This is a genomic window from Geobacillus sp. YHL, assembly GCF_022341265.1.
In the GTDB taxonomy this organism is placed as follows: domain Bacteria; phylum Bacillota; class Bacilli; order Bacillales; family Anoxybacillaceae; genus Geobacillus; species Geobacillus thermoleovorans.
Genome location: NZ_JAEIGB010000001.1, coordinates 42740 through 60360 on the forward strand (window position 1 = coordinate 42740; position 17621 = coordinate 60360).

Consider the following 17621-nt stretch of genomic DNA (forward strand, 5'->3'; position numbering starts at 1 on the left):
GGGGAGAGGAAAGGGGAGAGTCCGATGCATGAATTTCGCGATTATTACGGACATCGCGTTCGGCTGGCCTTTGCCGATCATCCGTTTTCCCCCTCCCCCGGGCATGTATGGGTCATTTGCCGCTATGGCGGGCGATGGCTGTTGACGGATCATCCGCGCCGCGGCCTTGAGTTCCCCGGCGGCAAGGTGGAAGAACGGGAAACAGCGGCGGAAGCCGCGGCCCGCGAAGTGATGGAAGAAACGGGGGGAATCGTCGGCCGGCTCGAATACATCGGCCAATATAAAGTGGAGCCGGATATCGTGAAAAACATTTATTTTGCCGACATCGCTGCGCTCGTCGAGCGGGGGGCGTATTTGGAAACGAACGGCCCGGTGCTGCTTGAGGCACTGCCGGATGACATCCGCACGGATGAACGGTTCAGCTATATCATGAAAGACGATGTCCTTTCGCTTTCGCTTGCCGAGTTGAAACAGCGCGGACTGATCAGCCGAGGGGAAAGAAGCGGAGAGCGGTGATGATTTTAGACGGCTTTTGTTGGTCATCCGGTTCCATGAAGGAAGAAGCCAAGGGGGTATGGGCGGATGCCGGCCCGACGTCAGGAATGAAAAGAGACGCCCGTCGATCGTTTACGAACGTCTCTTAACGGCGGCTGCCCCATTTTTTCTCGACGATGGCAACAAGTTGGTACATAACAGTCGACAACAAAGCGACAATGAGCAGGCTCATCAATACAAGCGTGAAGTTGAACACTTGGAAGCCGTAAATGATTAAATACCCAAGCCCTTGTTTCGAGACGAGAAACTCGCCGGTGATGACGCCGACCCAAGCGAGGCCGACGTTCACTTTCAACGTCGAAATGATCGCCGGGAACGACGCCGGCAGCACCGCCTCTTTAAAGCATTGGTAGCGGGTGGCGCCGAACGTCCGCAATACTTTCAAATAGTTCGGATCGACCTCTTGGAACGCCGAATAGACGACGATCGTCGTGATGATGATGGAGATGACGACGCCCATGGCGATGATGGACGTAAATCCCGGTCCAAGAGCGACGATCAAAATCGGCCCGAGGGCGACTTTTGGCATGGCGTTGAACACGACCAAATACGGATCAAGCGTCTTCGCCAGACGCGGAAACCACCAAAGAAGCGCGCCAATCAGCGCCCCGCCGGCTGTGCCGATGAAAAATCCAAGCAGGGTCTCAAACAGCGTCGCCCATGTATGGGCGAACAGAGAGTGGTCGCTCATTTTTTCGACAAACAGCTTGGCGATGGCGGATGGAGAGCTAAATAGAAGGGGATCGACCCAATGGAAGCGGCTTGCCGCTTCCCAGACGGCGAAAAAGGCGACAAGCAGCACCGTCTGCCAAAGGCGGATGATCCGCTGTTCTTTGCGCAAGACGGTGAGGTATTCTGTGTGCAGCGCTTCAATGCGTTCATTGGGCGGATTCAAGGGCCTCCATCTCCTTCCAAATGGATTGAAAGAGCGCCGGAAACGATGGCTGCTGGCGGGCGGCAAGCGGCGGGCGGCCGCGCAGTTCATCCGGGATGACAAACGTCCGCACAAGGCGCCCAGGGCGCGGTGAAAACAAGAAAATGCGATCGCTCATGGCGATGGCTTCTTCGATGTCATGGGTGACGAGCACCGCTGTTTTTTCGTATTGTTTTAACGTCTTCCAAACGAGTTCTTCCAGTTTCAGCTTTGTTTGTTGATCGAGGGCGGAAAACGGTTCATCAAGCAAAAGCAGCTTCGGGTCGGTCGCCAACGTGCGCACGAGCGCCGCACGCTGGCGCATGCCGCCGGACAGCTGGCTCGGGTAATACGACTCGACGCCGGCTAGGCCGATCTCCGCCAGCAGAGCGAGCGCCCGTTCTTTGGTTTGAGCAGTTAGCGTTCTAGTCATTTTTAAGCCGAGAAGGATGTTTTCTTCGATCGTTTTCCATGGGAATAGGTAGTCTTGCTGAAGCATGTAGCCGACCGCCCGGCGTGTCATCGGGACATCTGTTTCAGCCGTCCGCAGCGGGTTGCCTTCGATGAAGATCGTTCCTTCCGTCGGTTCAATCAGCCCAGCGATGATGGACAAAAGCGTCGTTTTGCCGCAGCCGCTTGGGCCGAGAAAGGAGACAAATTCTCCTTTCTCGACGGACAGCGACACATCATCGAGTGCAGTGACAGCGGTCGTTTTTGTCAAATACGTGTGCGAAAGGCGGTCGATGACAAGAAACATTTCGTTCACCCGCTTTCGTCACTTGTTCATCGCGCTTTTGGCAAACGACGAATCAACAAGCGTGTTCAGGTCGATGCGCTTCGGCAGCTCGCCGGCTTCGGCCATAATGGTTTGCAAGTGGTTCCATTCTTCTTCATCCAAAATCGGATCGGTCGCGTAGGTCCCTTGGCTTTTGTAGCGGTCGACGACTTTTTCGATCAAAGCCAAATCGGTGTCTTTGAAATACGGCTGAATGGCTTTCGCCACCTCAGCTGCGCTGTGCGATTCGACCCATTGCTGCGCTTTGTAAATCGCGCGCGTGAATTTCGCGATCGCGTCATGATGTTCTTTCATATAGCTTTGTTTCGCCATGTACGATGTGTACGGAACGCGTCCGGACTCCGTGCCGAATGAAGCGACGATATAGCCTTTCCCTTCTTGTTCGAAAAGGCTTGCCGTCGGCTCAAACAGCTGGACGAAATCGCCCGTCCCGCTCGCAAAGGCGTTGGCGATATTGGCGAAATCGACGTTTTGAATGAGATGCAAATCGTTGTGCGGGTCAATGCCGTGTTTTTTCAGCACAAACTCGCCGACCATTTGCGGCATGCCGCCTTTCCGTTGACCGAGGAACGTGCTTCCTTTCAACATCTCCCATGTAAAGTGGCCGATTTTTTTGCGCGAGACGAGAAACGTTCCGTCCGTCTGGGTCAGTTGGGCAAAGTTGATGACCGGGTCGTCCGTTCCTTGGCTGTAGACGTAAATCGACGTTTCCGAGCCGACAAGGGCGATGTCCGCGCCGCCGGAAAGCAGCGTCGTCATCGTTTTGTCGCCGCCCCATGTCGTCGTCAGTTCGACATCCAGCCCCTCTTCTTTAAAGAAGCCTTTTGCCAGGGCGACGTACTGCGGTGCGTAAAAAATCGAGTGCGTCACTTCGGCGAGCCGCACTTTTTTGAGCGGCTTTTCGCTTTGGCCCCCGTCATTCGTGCAGGCGGAAAGCGGCAAAAGCAAGAGAAGCGAGCATAACCATACGGCCCATTTTTTCATGTTCGTTAACCCCCTTGGTTCGCATGCGGTAAACCGTGGTTTCACCTTATCGTATGCACGCAGCAAAAATGTGTGAATGCCTAGAAAAAATGGCGGTCGAACGAGAACGGGCGGCGGTCGGGACGCTCCTCGCGCTCCAGGGCTTTTTCAAGCTGACGCTCGGCCAAGGGGCGGCATGCAAGAGCGGCGAGGCAGTCGGACATCCCCACTTGCCCTAATGAAAGAAGGCGTTGGGGAATGATGACGGTTGGTTCGCATCATCTGTTTTCGCATAGGAAGGAGGCAGGCGTATGGACGGGGACATCATCGACCAATACCGGTTTCCGTCGCCGCATCCGGGAATCGATGTGTTCTTTGTCACCTATATGTCCCAAGGGCTGAAGGTGAAAGGATTTTTAGCGGCGCCGAAGCGAAAAGGCGTTTATGACGGGTTTTTGTATTTGCGCGGCGGCATCAAAAACGTCGGGCAAGTGCGGGTGCCGCGCCTTGTCCAATTCGCTTCGCACGGGTTTGTCGTCTTCGCTCCGCTCTATCGCGGCAATGGGGGCGGAGAAGGAAACGAAGATTTCGCCGGTGAAGACCGTTATGACGCGCTCGCTGGGTTTCATCTCCTTCGCCGCCATCCGCTCGTCCATCCCGGGCGCGTGCACGTGTTTGGCTTCTCGCGCGGCGGGGCGATGGCGCTCCATGCCGCCCTAATGGCCGAGGGGGTCTGTTCGGTGGCGGTCTGGGGAGGGGTGGCGGATATGGAGCTTACGTATTGGGAGCGGCCTGACTTGCGGCGGATGATGAAGCGCGTCATCGGCGGGACGCCGAACAAATGCCCGGAGCGCTACCGGCACCGCACGCCGCTCTATCATCTGGAACGGCTCAAGGCCCCGGTGCTCATCATCCACGGCGAGCGCGATGAAAACGTGTCGATCGAACACGCCTGGCGGCTGGAACGGCGGCTGAAGCAGCTCGGCAAACCGGTCACGGCTTGGTACTTCCCTGAGTTCACCCACTATTTTCCGCCGCAAGCCAATCACGAGACGGTGCAAAGGCTCACGGAATGGATGAAACAACAGCCGACGATGTGATACGATACAACTAGAGGGGCGGCTGCGTGCGCCGCTCGGGTGGCGGCGCGGCCGCCAACGAATCGATGGGGTGCCAAGGAGGTTGGAATCATATGGGCATGCCGATGGAGCTGCAGACGGTCATTGTGACAAAAGGAAAGGAACAGCGCGTTCAAGGAAATGTGTTTGTGTTGAAAAAAGAAGGCTACCGCTTGTATCCGCTTGACGTGCCGCTTGAAGTGCGCCGGACGGTGCAAAGCGAAGCGAGCGGCGTCGCGGTCGTGAGAAAGCTCGAATGGGAAGGCAGCCGGACGACGGTGACGTATGAGCTCGTCAGCCTGTATTCGACGAATTGAACGAGGCTGCACACCACGAAGCGGCTGAATGAGAGCTGAACGGGTTCATCGGACAGGAGCGCAAACGGAAGAACGGTTTGCGCTCTTGGCTCAAGTTTTTTCCGTCTATAGTTAACTTGTGGCGTCAGGCCGATTCAGACAAGCATAAAAATAGCCTTTGCTTGAGGACTTCCTGTGCGACGTTTGATCATACCATAAAAAAGTAGGGGGGAGGAGAAGGAGTTTGGCCGCGGAGAGCGAATATCATACGATGAATTCGATGCCGCAAGGAGGGAAAATGTGGCCAAACAGCGAATCGATCACGACCGGTTGTTCAAGGAGCTGCTGTCGACGTTTTTCGAAGACTTTTTGCTTCTTTTCTTTCCTGACGTGTACGAGCACATCGACGTCCATCATCTTTCCTTTCTCTCCGAAGAGCTGTTCACCGACGTGACAGCCGGGGAGAAGCACCGCGTCGACTTGTTGGTCGAAACAAAGGTAAGAGGGGAGGACGGGCTCGTCATCGTTCACGTCGAACATCAAAGCTATAAGCAGCGGACGTTCCCCGAGCGAATGTTCCTCTACTTCAGCCGCTTGTTTCAAAAACACCGCCGCCGCATCCTCCCGATCGCCATTTTCAGCTACGACGAACGCCACGACGAACCTTCCTCATTGATGATTCAATTTCCATTTTTGACGGTTCTTGACTTCCGCTTTCTGACGGTGGAACTGCGCAAACTGCCGTGGCGCGAGTACATCCGCCGTGACAATCCGGTTGCCGCCGCCTTGTTAAGCAAAATGGGGTATAATGAAAGCGAGAAGGTGGAAGTGAAAAAGGAGTTTTTGCGCATCCTAGTCCGCCTCGAGCTCGATGAGGCGAAGCAGCGGCTGTTGTTTGGGTTTTTTGAAACGTATTTGCGGTTGTCCGAAGCGGAGGAAATCCAACTGCGAAACGAGGTGAGCCAAATGGAGACGAAGGAAGCGAAACAAGTGATGGAGCTCATCATCTCATACGAACAGCGGGGAATCGAGAAAGGCATTCAACAAGGAGTCAAACAAGGAATCGAACAAGGGTTGAAACAAGGAATAAAGCAAGGGATGAAGCAAGGGATGAAGCAAGGGATTGAACAGGGACGTCAAAAAGGGATCGAGGAAGGGAAAATCGACATCGCGAAGAAAATGTTGGCGAAAGGGTACGATGTCGACACGATCCACGAGCTGACCGGGCTGCCGGCGGAAAAGATTGAACAGCTGAAGAAGTAAACCCGCCTTCGCATTGTCGTCGACCCCCAATCGTGCAAAAACCCCGGGGGATCGACGACAATCATTTTATGCGTTCGAACCTTACGGCCATCGAGGGTAAAGTCTATTGACAGAATTTATCGGCGACGTTCATCGTCCCGATTGGCGTTTTGATTCTAATGTTGAAAAGGCAGGGGCGCAAACAATCCTTCGGTTTGCACTCTGCCATATGATGAAGCAAGACTGATTCCTTTGCTTTGTTCTGAAATAAAGTGATCATTTACAGAGGGAGCTCACAAAATAGTTCCCGTGATTTCTCCTTTTTGGTTCTCCTTATAACTCCAGATTTTCCGCTGACGATAACTGATCCAGCCGCTGATCAAAAAGCAGCAAACAGACAAATAAAATGAAAAACGAATCCCGTAAACATCGGCGATAAAGCTCATTAACAATGTGGAAATTCCGAATGTTACGGAACTAATGACTCCCTGCACGGCAAAAACATGAGGCAGAGCGTCCATCCGGGCATTTTTTTGAAGAATCGTCTGAAGACAGATCAGCTTCCATTGTTCGATGATCCCGTACAGGGCGGAATACAGAAGCGCCAGCGCACCGTGCGTCGTTGTGCCAAATAACAGTGTGACAATAGCGATACAAAACGGGCCAAACAATACAAAAAATTGCTGGTTTTTTTCAACCGATTGACTAAACTTAACGCTTAACAATCCCCCTATCACCATGCCGCCAAAGAAAACAGAGTTAATATATCCCCACCATTCCTCTCCTACATGTAATTGTTCTTTCACATACATATAAAGGATGGCCGAAATCCAGACGCCATTTCCGATTCCTTCAAAAAATGACATGAAGCTAATCGATTTTGCGTGCACATTTCTCCACGTGTATTCCCATCCTAGACGGATCGAAAGGAGAAAGTTCTTTAGGCCTTTGTCTTGGACCGTATTCTTCTTTGTATGTTCTTGTATAGGCAACAGAAACATGAGAATGCTTGAAACGATATAGAACAATAAGGTGATATGGATTAAAAGGAACGGCGATCCCGCACTGACAATCAAACTCCCGATCGGCCATGCGCTAAGTTTGATGAATTGGTCTAACGTGTTTAAAAAACTGTTGGCTTTCAAGATTTCCTCCTTGGAAACTATAAAAGGAACGAGGGAGTTTTTAATCGGATTATTGATCCCGTCTAAAAAAGCGATCAATGATACAAAAACGTAAACGATCGCAATGTGATGTTCCGCACCCCATTGCAAAAACAGCGAGAGAAAAAGCAGCAGAAATGTTTTACACAGTTGTCCGTAGGACAATAACGTTTTTAGTTTATATTTTTCGAAAAATATCGGTGCGACGATTCCACTAATAAATAACGACAATGTAACGAAAAAAGGGACTAAGGCGGCAGCCATGGCTTTCGATGTCAAATGATATAGGCAAGAGACAACGGAAACAATGTAGAACACATCTCCGAAATTCGCGAAAGATTGTCCGATCCAAAGGAAATGAAATGGTTTCTTTTTCATGACCTCAATCCTCTCTTTGATCATCGAAACGATTGGTAATGGAATCGTAAACACGAACCAAAAGCCAGCTCTTCAGTTTTTGATAAAACGAGCTTTTTGTCGCGCCCCTAAGCGAGGAGGCGAAAGAAAGCGGATGGATTTTCAACAATTTCCTAAAGGCGAATGGATATACTGAAGCAATGGAAGCCTCCCCCTTATTCTGTTTAGAGTCCATTTTTATTCCTATGGTGCTGGTTGAGCATCAGCGCTCAACTAGCACCACAGGTATAGAATAATTTTATTTTTTTGATTGTTGTAATTATACATTTTTTTGTTAAAATGGCAATGAATACAAATAGAAGGAGGTGTTATTCCATGAATAAAAAGCATGTCGAAAATATTAAACGTTATGTTGAACATTATTTAAAAAGTAATGCACAAATGTCTCTTGTAGTACAACCACTTAGAATGCAAATTCATTTGACAAAGTAGTTTGTTCAATTTATGAAAAAAATGGGGCTAGTTGATCGCTAAAACTCAACTAGCTCCAGGAACATCGCGAAAAGTCCAACCTCGACGGTTACGACCCATGGGAAGGGGAGCGCTCCTTCACCCGTGGGGACATCACCCAAGAGCCTAAAATGGCCTCAAAACTGTCGAACTCGGGTGAAAGATGTACTTGACTTTTAGGAACAAACATGATATTGACCCTCCCAGTTGAACAAAATAACAAAAAATGGAAATTGATCTTTTTGACGTTATGAAAAACGTTTTTTGTCAAGTGTATTTTGTGGTGAAGAGCCATAAATATACCGTGAATAGGGGGAGTAGTATGTCAAGTATAGTTCAGACAGAATCAAAAATCTTTTTACCATTTCTGCATAAATCACACATTATCGAGAATATCGAGATTCTAAAAAATTATGTCGAGCAGGAAAGTGGAAAGAAATTCCCATTAGGTGTCACGTTAAAAGAGAAATATTTTGAAGCCATAAATTATATTCAAGATGTTCCTGTTCCATACTCAAACGAAAAAATACATGTTACATATTTTGATAAAACATTGCAAAATAAATTACTTAGTTTGGGTATGATTGACAAAGAGGATTTGGAAAACGATAAACACATTTATTCACAACAAGAGCAAGAAGTAATTACTGATAGAATTGAAAAAGCATTAAAGTTGATCAAAGTATTGCATAATGATTTGTATGATTTAATTAATACACTTATTGGTACCTTTTTGATTTTAAAAAAAGATTTGTTTGGTGGAGGATCAGTGTCCAATGTTATGGGATTAGTATGGTTAAACCCTCAATCTGATTGGTCAATCATTGAATATGCAGAGGCCATTTATCATGAGTTTATCCACCAAAGTATCTTCTTGGATGATATGATTAACTGTATGTTTCCTAATGCTAATGAATGTGCAAAAGAAGAAGCTCTAGTTACATCAACCATCTTGAAAATCAAAAGGCCTTTAGACAGAGCATATCATGCTGCTGGAGTTTCTATAGGAATTATGCATCTTTATCACTTGTTTAATGATTCTAAAAATTCTGAGAAGTATATGGATGATTTGCGGAAAACAGTTGAAGAAATAGAGGCAAGAACACAATTCTTGGGGGAACAGGGAGTAAAAACTTTAGAAATCATGCGCAAGTTCATTAATCATCCATCTTTTGATGACATTACGTATTCCTTACAGAACTAATGGCCATTGCGACAAATGAAAACACAGAAGCCCATTGCGTTTGATCGAGTCCGGTTGTTTTGAGGTTGTTTGAGGCGAATGAAACGGATCGACGTACAGAAATGCTTAAGGATTCAGTGTCGGAGTCCAAAGCAAAGGAAAGAAATAAAAAACAGCCGGACAGGGAACGGTTCCCTGTCCGGCTGGGTTCTTGTTAAACGAGCGGTCCGCCGAGTTTTTCGATGGACGGATCGATGTGGGCGAATTTTTGGAAGTTGGCGCGGAATTTTTGCGCTAGCTCTTTTGCTTTTTGTTCGTATGCTTGTTTGTCGGCCCATGTGTTTTGCGGCTGCAGGACGTCATCCGGCACGCCCGGGACGCGGGTCGGGATGGCGAGGCCGAAAATCGGATCTTTGACCGTTTCGACGTTGTCGAGCTCCCCTTCGACGGCGGCTTGCACCATCGCCCGGGTGTAGGCGAGCTTCATGCGGCTTCCGACGCCGTACGGCCCCCCTGTCCAGCCGGTGTTGACCAAAAAGACGCGGACGTTGTGTTCGGCGATTTTTTGCCCGAGCATTTCCGCGTACTCAACGGCCGGGCGCGGCAAAAACGGTGCGCCGAAGCACGTTGAGAACGTTGCTTCCGGTTCGGTGACGCCGCGTTCGGTGCCGGCGAGCTTGCTTGTGTAGCCGCTTAAGAAATGGTACATCGCCTGTTCGCGCGTCAGCTTGCTGATCGGCGGCAGGACGCCGAACGCATCGGCTGTCAAAAACACGATCGTGGACGGATGGCCGGTGACGCTCGGGTCGATGATGTTTTGGATCGCCTGAAGCGGGTAGGCGGCGCGTGTGTTTTCCGTCAGCGTGCCGTCGTCGTAATTCGGCACCCGCGTCGCGTCATCGAGAACGACGTTTTCGAGCACCGCGCCGAAGCCGATGGCGTCAAAAATTTGCGGCTCTTTCTCGCGCGATAGGTTGATGCATTTCGCATAGCAGCCGCCTTCGATGTTGAAAATGCCGCGGCTTGACCAACCGTGTTCGTCATCGCCGATCAAGCGGCGGTTCGGGTCGGTCGAGAGCGTCGTTTTTCCCGTTCCCGACAAGCCGAAAAAGAGGGCGACGTCGCCTTCCTGCCCGACGTTGGCCGAGCAGTGCATCGGCAGGATGCCTTGTTCCGGCAGCACATAGTTCATGACCGAGAAAATCGATTTTTTCATTTCGCCGGCATACTCGGTGCCGCCGATCAACACGGTGCGCCGTTCAAACGAGATGATGATGAACGCTTCCGAGCGCGTGCCGTCAACTTTCGGGTCGGCTTTAAAGTTCGGCGCGCAAATCACCGTAAACTGCGGCTCATGCGCGGCGAGCTCTTCGGCGCTCGGCCGGATGAACAGCTGATGGACGAACAAGTTGTGCCAGGCGAATTCGTTCACGACTTGAATCGGCAGCCGATATTTCGGATCAGCGCCAGCAAAGCCTTTAAACACGAACAGTTCATCTTTCTTCATTAAATAGTCGAGCACTTTGTCGTACAGTTTATCAAACGTCTCGGGAGACATCGGCTGGTTGACCGGGCCCCAGTCGATCGTTTGTTTTGTGGACGGCTCTTCGACGATGTATTTGTCTTTCGGCGACCGCCCTGTGTACTTGCCGGTCGTGACCGCGACGGCTCCGGTGTGGGTCAGCCGCCCTTCGTTCCGTTGCAGGACTTTCTCGACGAGCTCGGCGACGGACAGCTGATGGCGGACGTATGGTTTTTGCAGCAATACATCAAGCTTATTCGTCATGTTTGCGATCCCCATATTCAAAACCTGCCTTCTTTTTGTAATCACTCTTGAAAATAGTATAACACATTTTTATTAATAGTCCATACTAATTGTGTGGGTTTTTCAAACTTTATTTTGCCCAATGTGTCGATTTCCTTGAGGAAAGAATTTTCGCGGCTGGAAATGATAAAAAATGAATTTTGATAGTTGACTTTGCCGATTCCGTTGCGATAAGATAAGTCATTGAACGGATACTCTTATCCCGAGCCGGTGGAGGGACAGGCCCGATGAAGCCCAGCAACCGTCACAACTGTACATGTGTGAAATGGTGCTAACCTGTGGCAAGGCGCAGTCCTTGAACGATAAGAGTGAAAGGAAGCAATACGATTGCCATGACCTTTCCTCAGCCGTTACAGGAAAGGTTTTTTATATTGCGAAGGGAAAAAGGGAAATGAGTTCCGTGTCGCCACATTATGCCAAGAGGAGGAAACAAACCGAATGTCAGCCAAACGCCGCTTGTTTACTTCAGAGTCTGTGACGGAAGGACATCCGGATAAAATTTGCGACCAAATTTCTGACGCCATTTTGGATGCCATTTTGGAAAAAGATCCGAACGCCCGCGTCGCCTGCGAAACGAGCGTCACGACCGGGCTGGTGCTCGTGAGCGGGGAAATCACGACATCAACATACGTGGACATTCCGCGCATCGTCCGCGATACGATCCGGGAGATCGGCTACACGCGCGCCAAATACGGATTTGACGCTGATACGTGCGCGGTGCTGACGTCGATTGACGAACAATCGCCGGACATTGCGATGGGGGTGGACCGGGCGCTCGAGGCGCGCGAAGGTCAGATGACTGACGAGGAAATCGAAGCGATCGGCGCCGGCGACCAAGGATTGATGTTTGGGTTCGCCTGCAATGAGACGGAAGAATTGATGCCGCTGCCGATTTCGCTTGCGCACCGCTTGGCGCGCCGATTGGCGGAAGTGCGCAAAACGGACGTCTTGCCGTACTTGCGGCCGGACGGGAAAACGCAAGTGACGATCGAATACGATGAAAACGGCAAACCGGTGCGCGTCGATACGATCGTCGTTTCCGCGCAGCACCATCCGGAAATTACGCAAGAGCAAATCCAGCGCGACATTAAAGAGCAGGTCATCAAGCCGGTCGTGCCCGCGGAGCTGCTTGATGAGAACACGAAATATTTCATCAACCCGACAGGACGGTTTGTCATCGGCGGTCCGCAAGGGGATGCTGGGTTGACGGGGCGCAAAATCATCGTCGATACGTACGGCGGCTACGCCCGCCACGGCGGTGGCGCGTTCTCGGGCAAAGATCCGACGAAAGTCGACCGCTCGGCAGCGTATGCGGCCCGCTATGTCGCGAAAAACATCGTCGCGGCAGGACTGGCCGACAAATGCGAAGTGCAGCTTGCCTACGCGATCGGCGTCGCCCGCCCAGTTTCGATTTCGATCGATACGTTCGGCACCGGCAAAGTATCGGAAGACATTTTGATTGAGGTCGTGCGCAACAACTTCGATCTCCGCCCGGCGGGCATCATCAAAATGCTCGACCTTCGCCGCCCGATTTACAAACAGACGGCTGCTTACGGCCATTTTGGGCGTACGGACATCGACCTGCCGTGGGAGCGCACCGACAAAGCCGCCTTGTTGAAAGAACAAGCGCTGGCGTTGGCGGACAAGTGATGAAAGAAAAAGAGCTGCCTGATCACGGCAGCTCTTTTTTGTCGGCGCACGATGTCCGCTGTTGCTGCAGCGCTTTGTAATACTGCCCTTTCTCGACATATTCGCGGCGGATGCGCTCCATTTCGCGGATATCGTCTTCCGTCAGTTCGCGGACGACTTTCGCCGGCCGGCCGAGGGCGAGCGTGTTGGGCGGAATTTTTTTGCCCGGCGGCACTAAACTGCCGGCGCCGATAAACGCGCCTTCCCCGATTTCCGCGCGGTCCAAAATGATTGAGCCCATGCCGATGAGCGCGTTTTTGCGAACGATGGCGCTGTGCAAAATGACTTGATGGCCGACCGTCACCCCGTCCTCAATGATAAGCGGATTGTTTGGACTTTGATGCAAAATTGAGTTATCTTGAATATTGACCCGGTTGCCAATCACCGTTGGCGCCACATCGCCGCGAATGACGGTATTGAACCAAATGCTTGTCTCTTCGCCGATCACGACATCGCCGGTGATCGTCACATAGTCGGCGATAAAGGCGGAGGCGGCAATTTGCGGCGTTTTGCCTTTGTATGGGTAAATCATGGGCGTTCGTTCCTTTCTGTTGCAAAATCGATCGTTCACCATGTATTGTACAACGCTGCGTCCAAATCGCCAACGAAAGCGAGCGCACCTAATCGGGATTGGTGAAAAACGTTTCGTTTCGCCCGATGAGTGGTTGGGATCGGGGAAGAAGATCCGATTTCACAAAGCTTCTCAACGTGAGAAGAACCGTTGTTGAGCGGCTTTTTCACTCCGTCGCCAACCCTTTTATGGTTTGCCCCGGCCGCATTGATGGCAATACTGGAAGACGAGATCGCAAGCTGTTCAGACGCGAAACGATTTTGGTTGCCGATAAGATGGAAATGCTAGGAGACGAGACCATGGTGTTTGCACCTGAGGTGAGCCGATTGAACATTCCGAAAAACCCCATCGCCTTGATGAAAATGGTGTATCGTGACGTGCTTCCGCTTGTCCACCGCGAGCTTGCCTATTGGCGGCGCCAGGCCGAGCGCATTCCCGACCCGGAATTGCGGCGCCAGGCGCTCGCGAGCATCGCTTCGAAAACGTTCCATTGCGAAGGCGGCTCCATTTTGGCGCTCTTGGCCGGAGAAAACATGGAGGATTGCATCCGCTTTATCGTTGCTTACCAGACGATCAGCGATTATTTGGATAATTTGTGCGACCGCAGCACCTCGCTCGATCCGCTCGACTTTCGCGCCTTGCACGATTCGATGCCGGACGCTTTGACGATCGGCGCGGAGCCGTCGAACTATTACCGCCATCGCCGCGAACAGGAAGACGGCGGCTATTTGCCGGCGCTTGTCCGCACGTGCCAAGAGGTGCTCGAGACGGTGCGCCATTATGAGACGATCGCCCCATTTTTGCATGAATTGGCCGGATATTATTGCGACTTGCAAGTGCATAAACATGTCGAAGCGAGCGAGCGGGTGCCGCGGCTGGAGAAATGGTTCGCGCAATACAAAGACGCCTTGCCGCCGATGGAGTGGTATGAGTTTTCCGCCTGCTCCGGTTCGACGCTCGGCATTTTCTGCCTCGTCGCCTATGCGTTTGGCGAATCGCTGCCGCCGGAGATGGCGAGACAAGTGCGCGACGGTTATTTTCCTTACATTCAAGGACTGCACATTTTGCTCGACTATTTGATCGATCAGGAGGAAGACCGGGACGGCGGCGATTTAAACTTTTGCTTTTACTATCCGAATGAAACGGTGATGCTTGAGCGGCTTTGCCATTTCATCGAAGAGGCCGACCGCCATGTCGGCGCCCTTCCGCACGGCGAGTTTCACCGCCTTATTCACCGAGGGCTTCTTGGATTGTATTTGTCGGATGCCAAGGTGAAAAAGCAACGCGGGCTGCGCCGGCTGGCGCGCCGGCTCGTCCGCGCCGGCGGGGCGGCGTCGCAGTTTTTCTATTGGAACGGAAAAGCATACCGCTTTTGGCAGGAGCGGCAAAAACGGCTGTCCTTTTCATAAGGGCGGCCGTTTGCTTGTATTGGCAAAAGGGGCGGGATCCGATTGATTCAGGCGCCCTTATCCGCCCGGGTTTCGAGCGCGAGCAAAAACGGCGGGTTGTTTTGCCGATTGATGAATTCGTATTTCAAGGCATGGACGCGCCGTTGATCAAGAGAGCGGACGTAATCAAGGAGCGCGTCGCGTTCGCGCTTTCCTTCCGGATGGCCGTGGTAGACGACAAGAACGATGACGCCGCCCGGCTTCATGACGGAAAGCAACTGGCGGACCGCTTCGATCGTCGATTCCGGCTGGGTGACGATTTGCTTATTGCCGCCCGGCAAATAGCCGAGGTTGAACACCGCGCCGGCGATGCGCCCGTGTACATCGGCGGGAAGCGCCTCAAGCAGTTCACTATGGCTTCGCTCGAACAACGTCGCCCGCCCGCATAGCCCATGTTTCGCGAGGCGGGCGGAAGCGGCGGTGATGGCCTCAGACTGAATGTCAAAGCCGAACACATGGCCGAAATCCCCGACGCGTTGGGCCAAATACACGGTGTCGTGCCCGTTGCCGACGGTCGCGTCGACGGCGATGTCGCCTTCGTTGACTGCTTGATCAAGCAAAAAGCGGGCAAACGGCAAAATGTTCATCAAAGCCATCGGTTGTCCCCTCCTTGTGATCGTTTCATCGTTTACGTTGGCAGGCGTGGCGTTGCGCCAAAGTGTCGGATGCCATCGCTTTTCCCCTAAACTTTCCATCCTCTGCGCCGGCGTGACAGAAAACCTTGAGCTGACCGACATTGATCGAGCTGAACGAAGATCCTCACGTCGGCATTGTAACAAAAACTTCATGGAAAATCGACCGCTGCCAATCATTGGCGTGATACGGCCGGCCTATGCGGCGCATAGTAAACATGAGGGAATATCACGAAACGAGGTGAGCGCATGGCGACAAGACAATCCGTTGAGGAATTTTTGCAGCGGTGTGAAGATGTGATCCGCTACGCGAAAGAGCAATATACGGAAGCGCAAAAGCAGGAGCATTACAACATCACCGAATACACCAACGCCCAGCAGATGCTCGAGCAGACGGTCATCGATTTAGCGCACTTGGCGCGAAGCTGCAACGCCCAGCAGCGCGAGCAGCTGCATCGGATGCGGCTCCAACTGGAGCAATTGCAAAATGACATGATTTTGCTTGACCGCTGAAACGAGGAGGAACACAACATGAAGCGACGCTTGAAACAAACGAATCCGGAACAAAAAACACGCAACGGCCAAAACAATAACGATTTGGAGCTTGGTCAAGACTTTGACCCGGTGAAGCTGGCGAAAAAGCAATACGAGGAAACGGGCGGCCAACCGATCCGCTCCAAGCAGCGGAACGGGTGACGACAAGCCAAAGGGGCGGAAGCCGCTCCGTCTTGTTCTTCTTTTCGCGCAGGAGCCCCGCTTCAAAAGCCATTGTTTCCGTGGGGAGTTAGTTTGGCAAAAAAGTGGCGGACGCATCGGAACGCTCCGCCTTTTTGATTGCATTTTTTCCTGTTTTCCCCTACAATTATTTCGGAACTCAAAATAAAAACCAGAAAAGGATGATGACCGATGCCCCGCGCTCTTTGGTGGCTGCTTGTCGGCATGGCGCTCAATGTGACAGGGGCGTCGTTTCTATGGCCGCTAAACACGATCTATTTGCACGAACAGCTCGGCCAGCCGCTCGCTGTCGCTGGTGTCGTGCTCATGCTCAACTCTGGGGGAAGCGTCATCGGCAGCTTGGCCGGCGGCTTTTTGTTTGACCGGATCGGCGGGTTTCGCGTTTTGTTGGCCGGAGCGGTGTTGACGATGGCCGCGCTCGGCGGCTTAAGCGTTTGGCACGGTTGGCCGCATTATGCGGTGTTTTTGGCGTTTGTCGGCGTTGGCAGCGGCGTCGTCTTTCCGGCGGCGTCGGCGTACGCCGGGGCGATTTGGCCGGAAGGGGGGCGGCGGGCGTTCAACGCCTTGTATGTCGCGCAAAACATCGGCGTCGCCGTCGGGTCGGCGCTTGGCGGGCTTGTCGCTTCATATTCGTTCTCGCTCGTTTTTTTCGCCAATCTTTTGTTGTATGCCGCGTTTTTGTTTACGGTTGTGGCCGGGCTGCGCCGCGTTCCGCTCTTGCCGCCGCCGAGAAAGAAACGATCCGGAGAAGCGGAAAGAGCGCCATCCCGCTCCGCGGGCTGGGCGCTTGCCCTCCTTTGCGCCGGCTATGGACTGTGTTGGTTGAGCTATGTCCAATGGTCGACGACGATCGCCGCCTATACACGCGAGCTCGGGATACCAGTCGGGCAGTACAGCTTGCTTTGGACGATCAACGGGGCGTTGATCGTCTTGGCCCAGCCGCTGTTGTCAGCGGTCATCCGCCGCTTCATGCCGACGTTGAAGCGGCAAATCGTGATCGGTTTTTTTATTTTCGCCGTTTCGTTTGCCATGCTGTTGGGGGCGCATTCGTTTGCAGAGTTTGCCGCGTCCATGATGGTGCTCACGATCGCCGAGATGATCGTCTGGCCGGCGATTCCGGCCGCGGTGAACGAATGGGCGCCCCCGGGGAAAGCCGGGTTTTACCAAGGAATCGTCAACGGGACGGCCACGGCCGGACGGATGATCGGACCGGTCATCGGCGGCTCGGTCGCCGATCTGTTTGGAATGAAACTGCTCATCATGATGTTAGCATTGTTTGCCTTATTGGCGGTGCTGGCCGCGCTTTTGCATGATCGTCGGCTCCCGAAGCGGACGGAGAACGCGGATGAAAAAACCGCGGCTTCCGTATAGATTTCGGCTTGCAATTGATCGACAAATTTTTTAAAATAATAATAAATTTGTCATTCTGTCCACTCATCGGTCGATTCATGTGCGAATAAGGCGAATAACGGTGAAGAGGAGCAGTAGCGGGCCCGACGGACGGCAGAGAGTTGACGGATGGTGCGAGTCAACCGAAGTCGGCTCGTGAACTCGCCTCGGAGTTGCCGGCGTGAACGGTCATCGACAGCGCCGGCCGTCCATCCGCGTTAAGGAAGAAAGCGGGT

At 52.3% G+C, this 17621-nt stretch carries 18 protein-coding genes, 1 riboswitch and 1 other annotated feature (1 of these 20 cut by a window edge); of the genes, 11 read left to right on the plus strand and 7 right to left on the minus strand.

Annotated elements, in window-relative coordinates:
* Window positions 1–24 precede the first annotated feature (24 nt).
* Entirely contained in the window at window positions 25–516 is a 492-nt protein-coding gene (ytkD, locus tag JCR24_RS00205; RefSeq protein WP_238979885.1) for an RNA deprotection pyrophosphohydrolase, read from the plus strand.
* Between the two features lie 124 nt (window positions 517–640).
* Here the strand turns inward: ytkD and JCR24_RS00210 are convergent, their stop codons facing one another.
* From JCR24_RS00210 to JCR24_RS00220, 3 genes are read right to left on the minus strand one after another with little or no spacing between them, the layout of a single operon-like run.
* Window positions 641–1450 (minus strand): ABC transporter permease, encoded by an 810-nt coding sequence (locus JCR24_RS00210; protein WP_238979886.1) that lies wholly within the window; start codon window positions 1448–1450, stop codon window positions 641–643.
* Window positions 1434–2225: an ABC transporter ATP-binding protein gene (locus JCR24_RS00215; protein WP_238980003.1), complete on the minus strand. Its 792-nt coding sequence runs from the start codon at window positions 2223–2225 to the stop codon at window positions 1434–1436. Before JCR24_RS00215 ends, JCR24_RS00210 begins: the two co-directional genes overlap by 17 nt.
* A gap of 18 nt (window positions 2226–2243) precedes the next feature.
* On the minus strand, window positions 2244–3248 hold the full coding sequence (locus tag JCR24_RS00220) for an ABC transporter substrate-binding protein (protein ID WP_238979887.1): 1005 nt from the start codon (window positions 3246–3248) through the stop codon (window positions 2244–2246).
* An 89-nt stretch (window positions 3249–3337) separates the two neighbouring features.
* Between JCR24_RS00220 and JCR24_RS17440 the strand changes: the two genes are divergently transcribed.
* The 4 genes from JCR24_RS17440 to JCR24_RS00235 all read left to right on the plus strand — a co-directional run bounded on the left by JCR24_RS17440 (window position 3338) and on the right by JCR24_RS00235 (window position 5904).
* The gene (locus JCR24_RS17440) at window positions 3338–3466 is read left to right on the plus strand and encodes a hypothetical protein (protein ID WP_255781154.1); all 129 of its coding nucleotides are present in this window, start codon (window positions 3338–3340) and stop codon (window positions 3464–3466) included.
* Between the two features lie 72 nt (window positions 3467–3538).
* Window positions 3539–4327 (plus strand): alpha/beta hydrolase family protein, encoded by a 789-nt coding sequence (locus JCR24_RS00225; RefSeq protein ID WP_238979888.1) that lies wholly within the window; start codon window positions 3539–3541, stop codon window positions 4325–4327.
* Between the two features lie 92 nt (window positions 4328–4419).
* Window positions 4420–4662, plus strand: coding sequence for a DUF2584 domain-containing protein (locus JCR24_RS00230; RefSeq protein WP_013524392.1), 243 nt, complete (start codon window positions 4420–4422; stop codon window positions 4660–4662).
* Between the two features lie 279 nt (window positions 4663–4941).
* The gene (locus tag JCR24_RS00235) at window positions 4942–5904 is read left to right on the plus strand and encodes an Rpn family recombination-promoting nuclease/putative transposase (protein WP_238979889.1); all 963 of its coding nucleotides are present in this window, start codon (window positions 4942–4944) and stop codon (window positions 5902–5904) included.
* A 272-nt stretch (window positions 5905–6176) separates the two neighbouring features.
* On the opposite strand, the gene JCR24_RS00240 is transcribed toward JCR24_RS00235, so the two are convergent.
* Window positions 6177–7424, minus strand: coding sequence for an MFS transporter (locus JCR24_RS00240; RefSeq protein ID WP_033018136.1), 1248 nt, complete (start codon window positions 7422–7424; stop codon window positions 6177–6179).
* Between the two features lie 811 nt (window positions 7425–8235).
* On the opposite strand from JCR24_RS00240, the gene JCR24_RS00245 reads away from it, so the two are divergent.
* The gene (locus JCR24_RS00245; RefSeq protein WP_025949573.1) at window positions 8236–9117 is read left to right on the plus strand and encodes an aKG-HExxH-type peptide beta-hydroxylase; all 882 of its coding nucleotides are present in this window, start codon (window positions 8236–8238) and stop codon (window positions 9115–9117) included.
* Between the two features lie 193 nt (window positions 9118–9310).
* On the opposite strand, the gene pckA is transcribed toward JCR24_RS00245, so the two are convergent.
* A complete protein-coding gene (pckA, locus tag JCR24_RS00250; protein WP_238979890.1) occupies window positions 9311–10897 on the minus strand; it encodes a phosphoenolpyruvate carboxykinase (ATP) in 1587 nt (528 codons plus the stop codon).
* Between the two features lie 218 nt (window positions 10898–11115).
* A riboswitch (SAM riboswitch) is annotated at window positions 11116–11230 on the plus strand.
* 129 nt (window positions 11231–11359) lie between these two features.
* On the opposite strand from pckA, the gene metK reads away from it, so the two are divergent.
* A complete protein-coding gene (gene metK / locus JCR24_RS00255) occupies window positions 11360–12571 on the plus strand; it encodes a methionine adenosyltransferase (protein WP_021322704.1) in 1212 nt (403 codons plus the stop codon).
* A 22-nt stretch (window positions 12572–12593) separates the two neighbouring features.
* On the opposite strand, the gene JCR24_RS00260 is transcribed toward metK, so the two are convergent.
* Window positions 12594–13142 (minus strand): gamma carbonic anhydrase, encoded by a 549-nt coding sequence (locus tag JCR24_RS00260; protein WP_011232320.1) that lies wholly within the window; start codon window positions 13140–13142, stop codon window positions 12594–12596.
* Between the two features lie 338 nt (window positions 13143–13480).
* Between JCR24_RS00260 and JCR24_RS00265 the strand changes: the two genes are divergently transcribed.
* A complete protein-coding gene (locus tag JCR24_RS00265; protein WP_014196592.1) occupies window positions 13481–14590 on the plus strand; it encodes a tetraprenyl-beta-curcumene synthase family protein in 1110 nt (369 codons plus the stop codon).
* A gap of 47 nt (window positions 14591–14637) precedes the next feature.
* Here the strand turns inward: JCR24_RS00265 and mnmM are convergent, their stop codons facing one another.
* On the minus strand, window positions 14638–15225 hold the full coding sequence (gene mnmM / locus JCR24_RS00270; RefSeq protein WP_011232318.1) for a tRNA 5-(aminomethyl)-2-thiouridylate-methyltransferase MnmM: 588 nt from the start codon (window positions 15223–15225) through the stop codon (window positions 14638–14640).
* 285 nt (window positions 15226–15510) lie between these two features.
* Here mnmM and JCR24_RS00275 point away from each other — a divergent pair, with 285 nt between their 5' ends.
* The 3 genes from JCR24_RS00275 to JCR24_RS00285 all read left to right on the plus strand — a co-directional run bounded on the left by JCR24_RS00275 (window position 15511) and on the right by JCR24_RS00285 (window position 17367).
* The gene (locus JCR24_RS00275) at window positions 15511–15774 is read left to right on the plus strand and encodes a YtzC family protein (protein ID WP_011232317.1); all 264 of its coding nucleotides are present in this window, start codon (window positions 15511–15513) and stop codon (window positions 15772–15774) included.
* 18 nt (window positions 15775–15792) lie between these two features.
* Window positions 15793–15957, plus strand: a complete 165-nt coding sequence (locus JCR24_RS00280) for a hypothetical protein (RefSeq protein ID WP_011232316.1) — start codon at window positions 15793–15795, stop codon at window positions 15955–15957.
* Between the two features lie 210 nt (window positions 15958–16167).
* On the plus strand, window positions 16168–17367 hold the full coding sequence (locus tag JCR24_RS00285) for an MDR family MFS transporter (RefSeq protein WP_015375657.1): 1200 nt from the start codon (window positions 16168–16170) through the stop codon (window positions 17365–17367).
* 91 nt (window positions 17368–17458) lie between these two features.
* Window positions 17459–17621 (plus strand) — a binding site (T-box leader) (it continues 59 nt past the right edge of the window).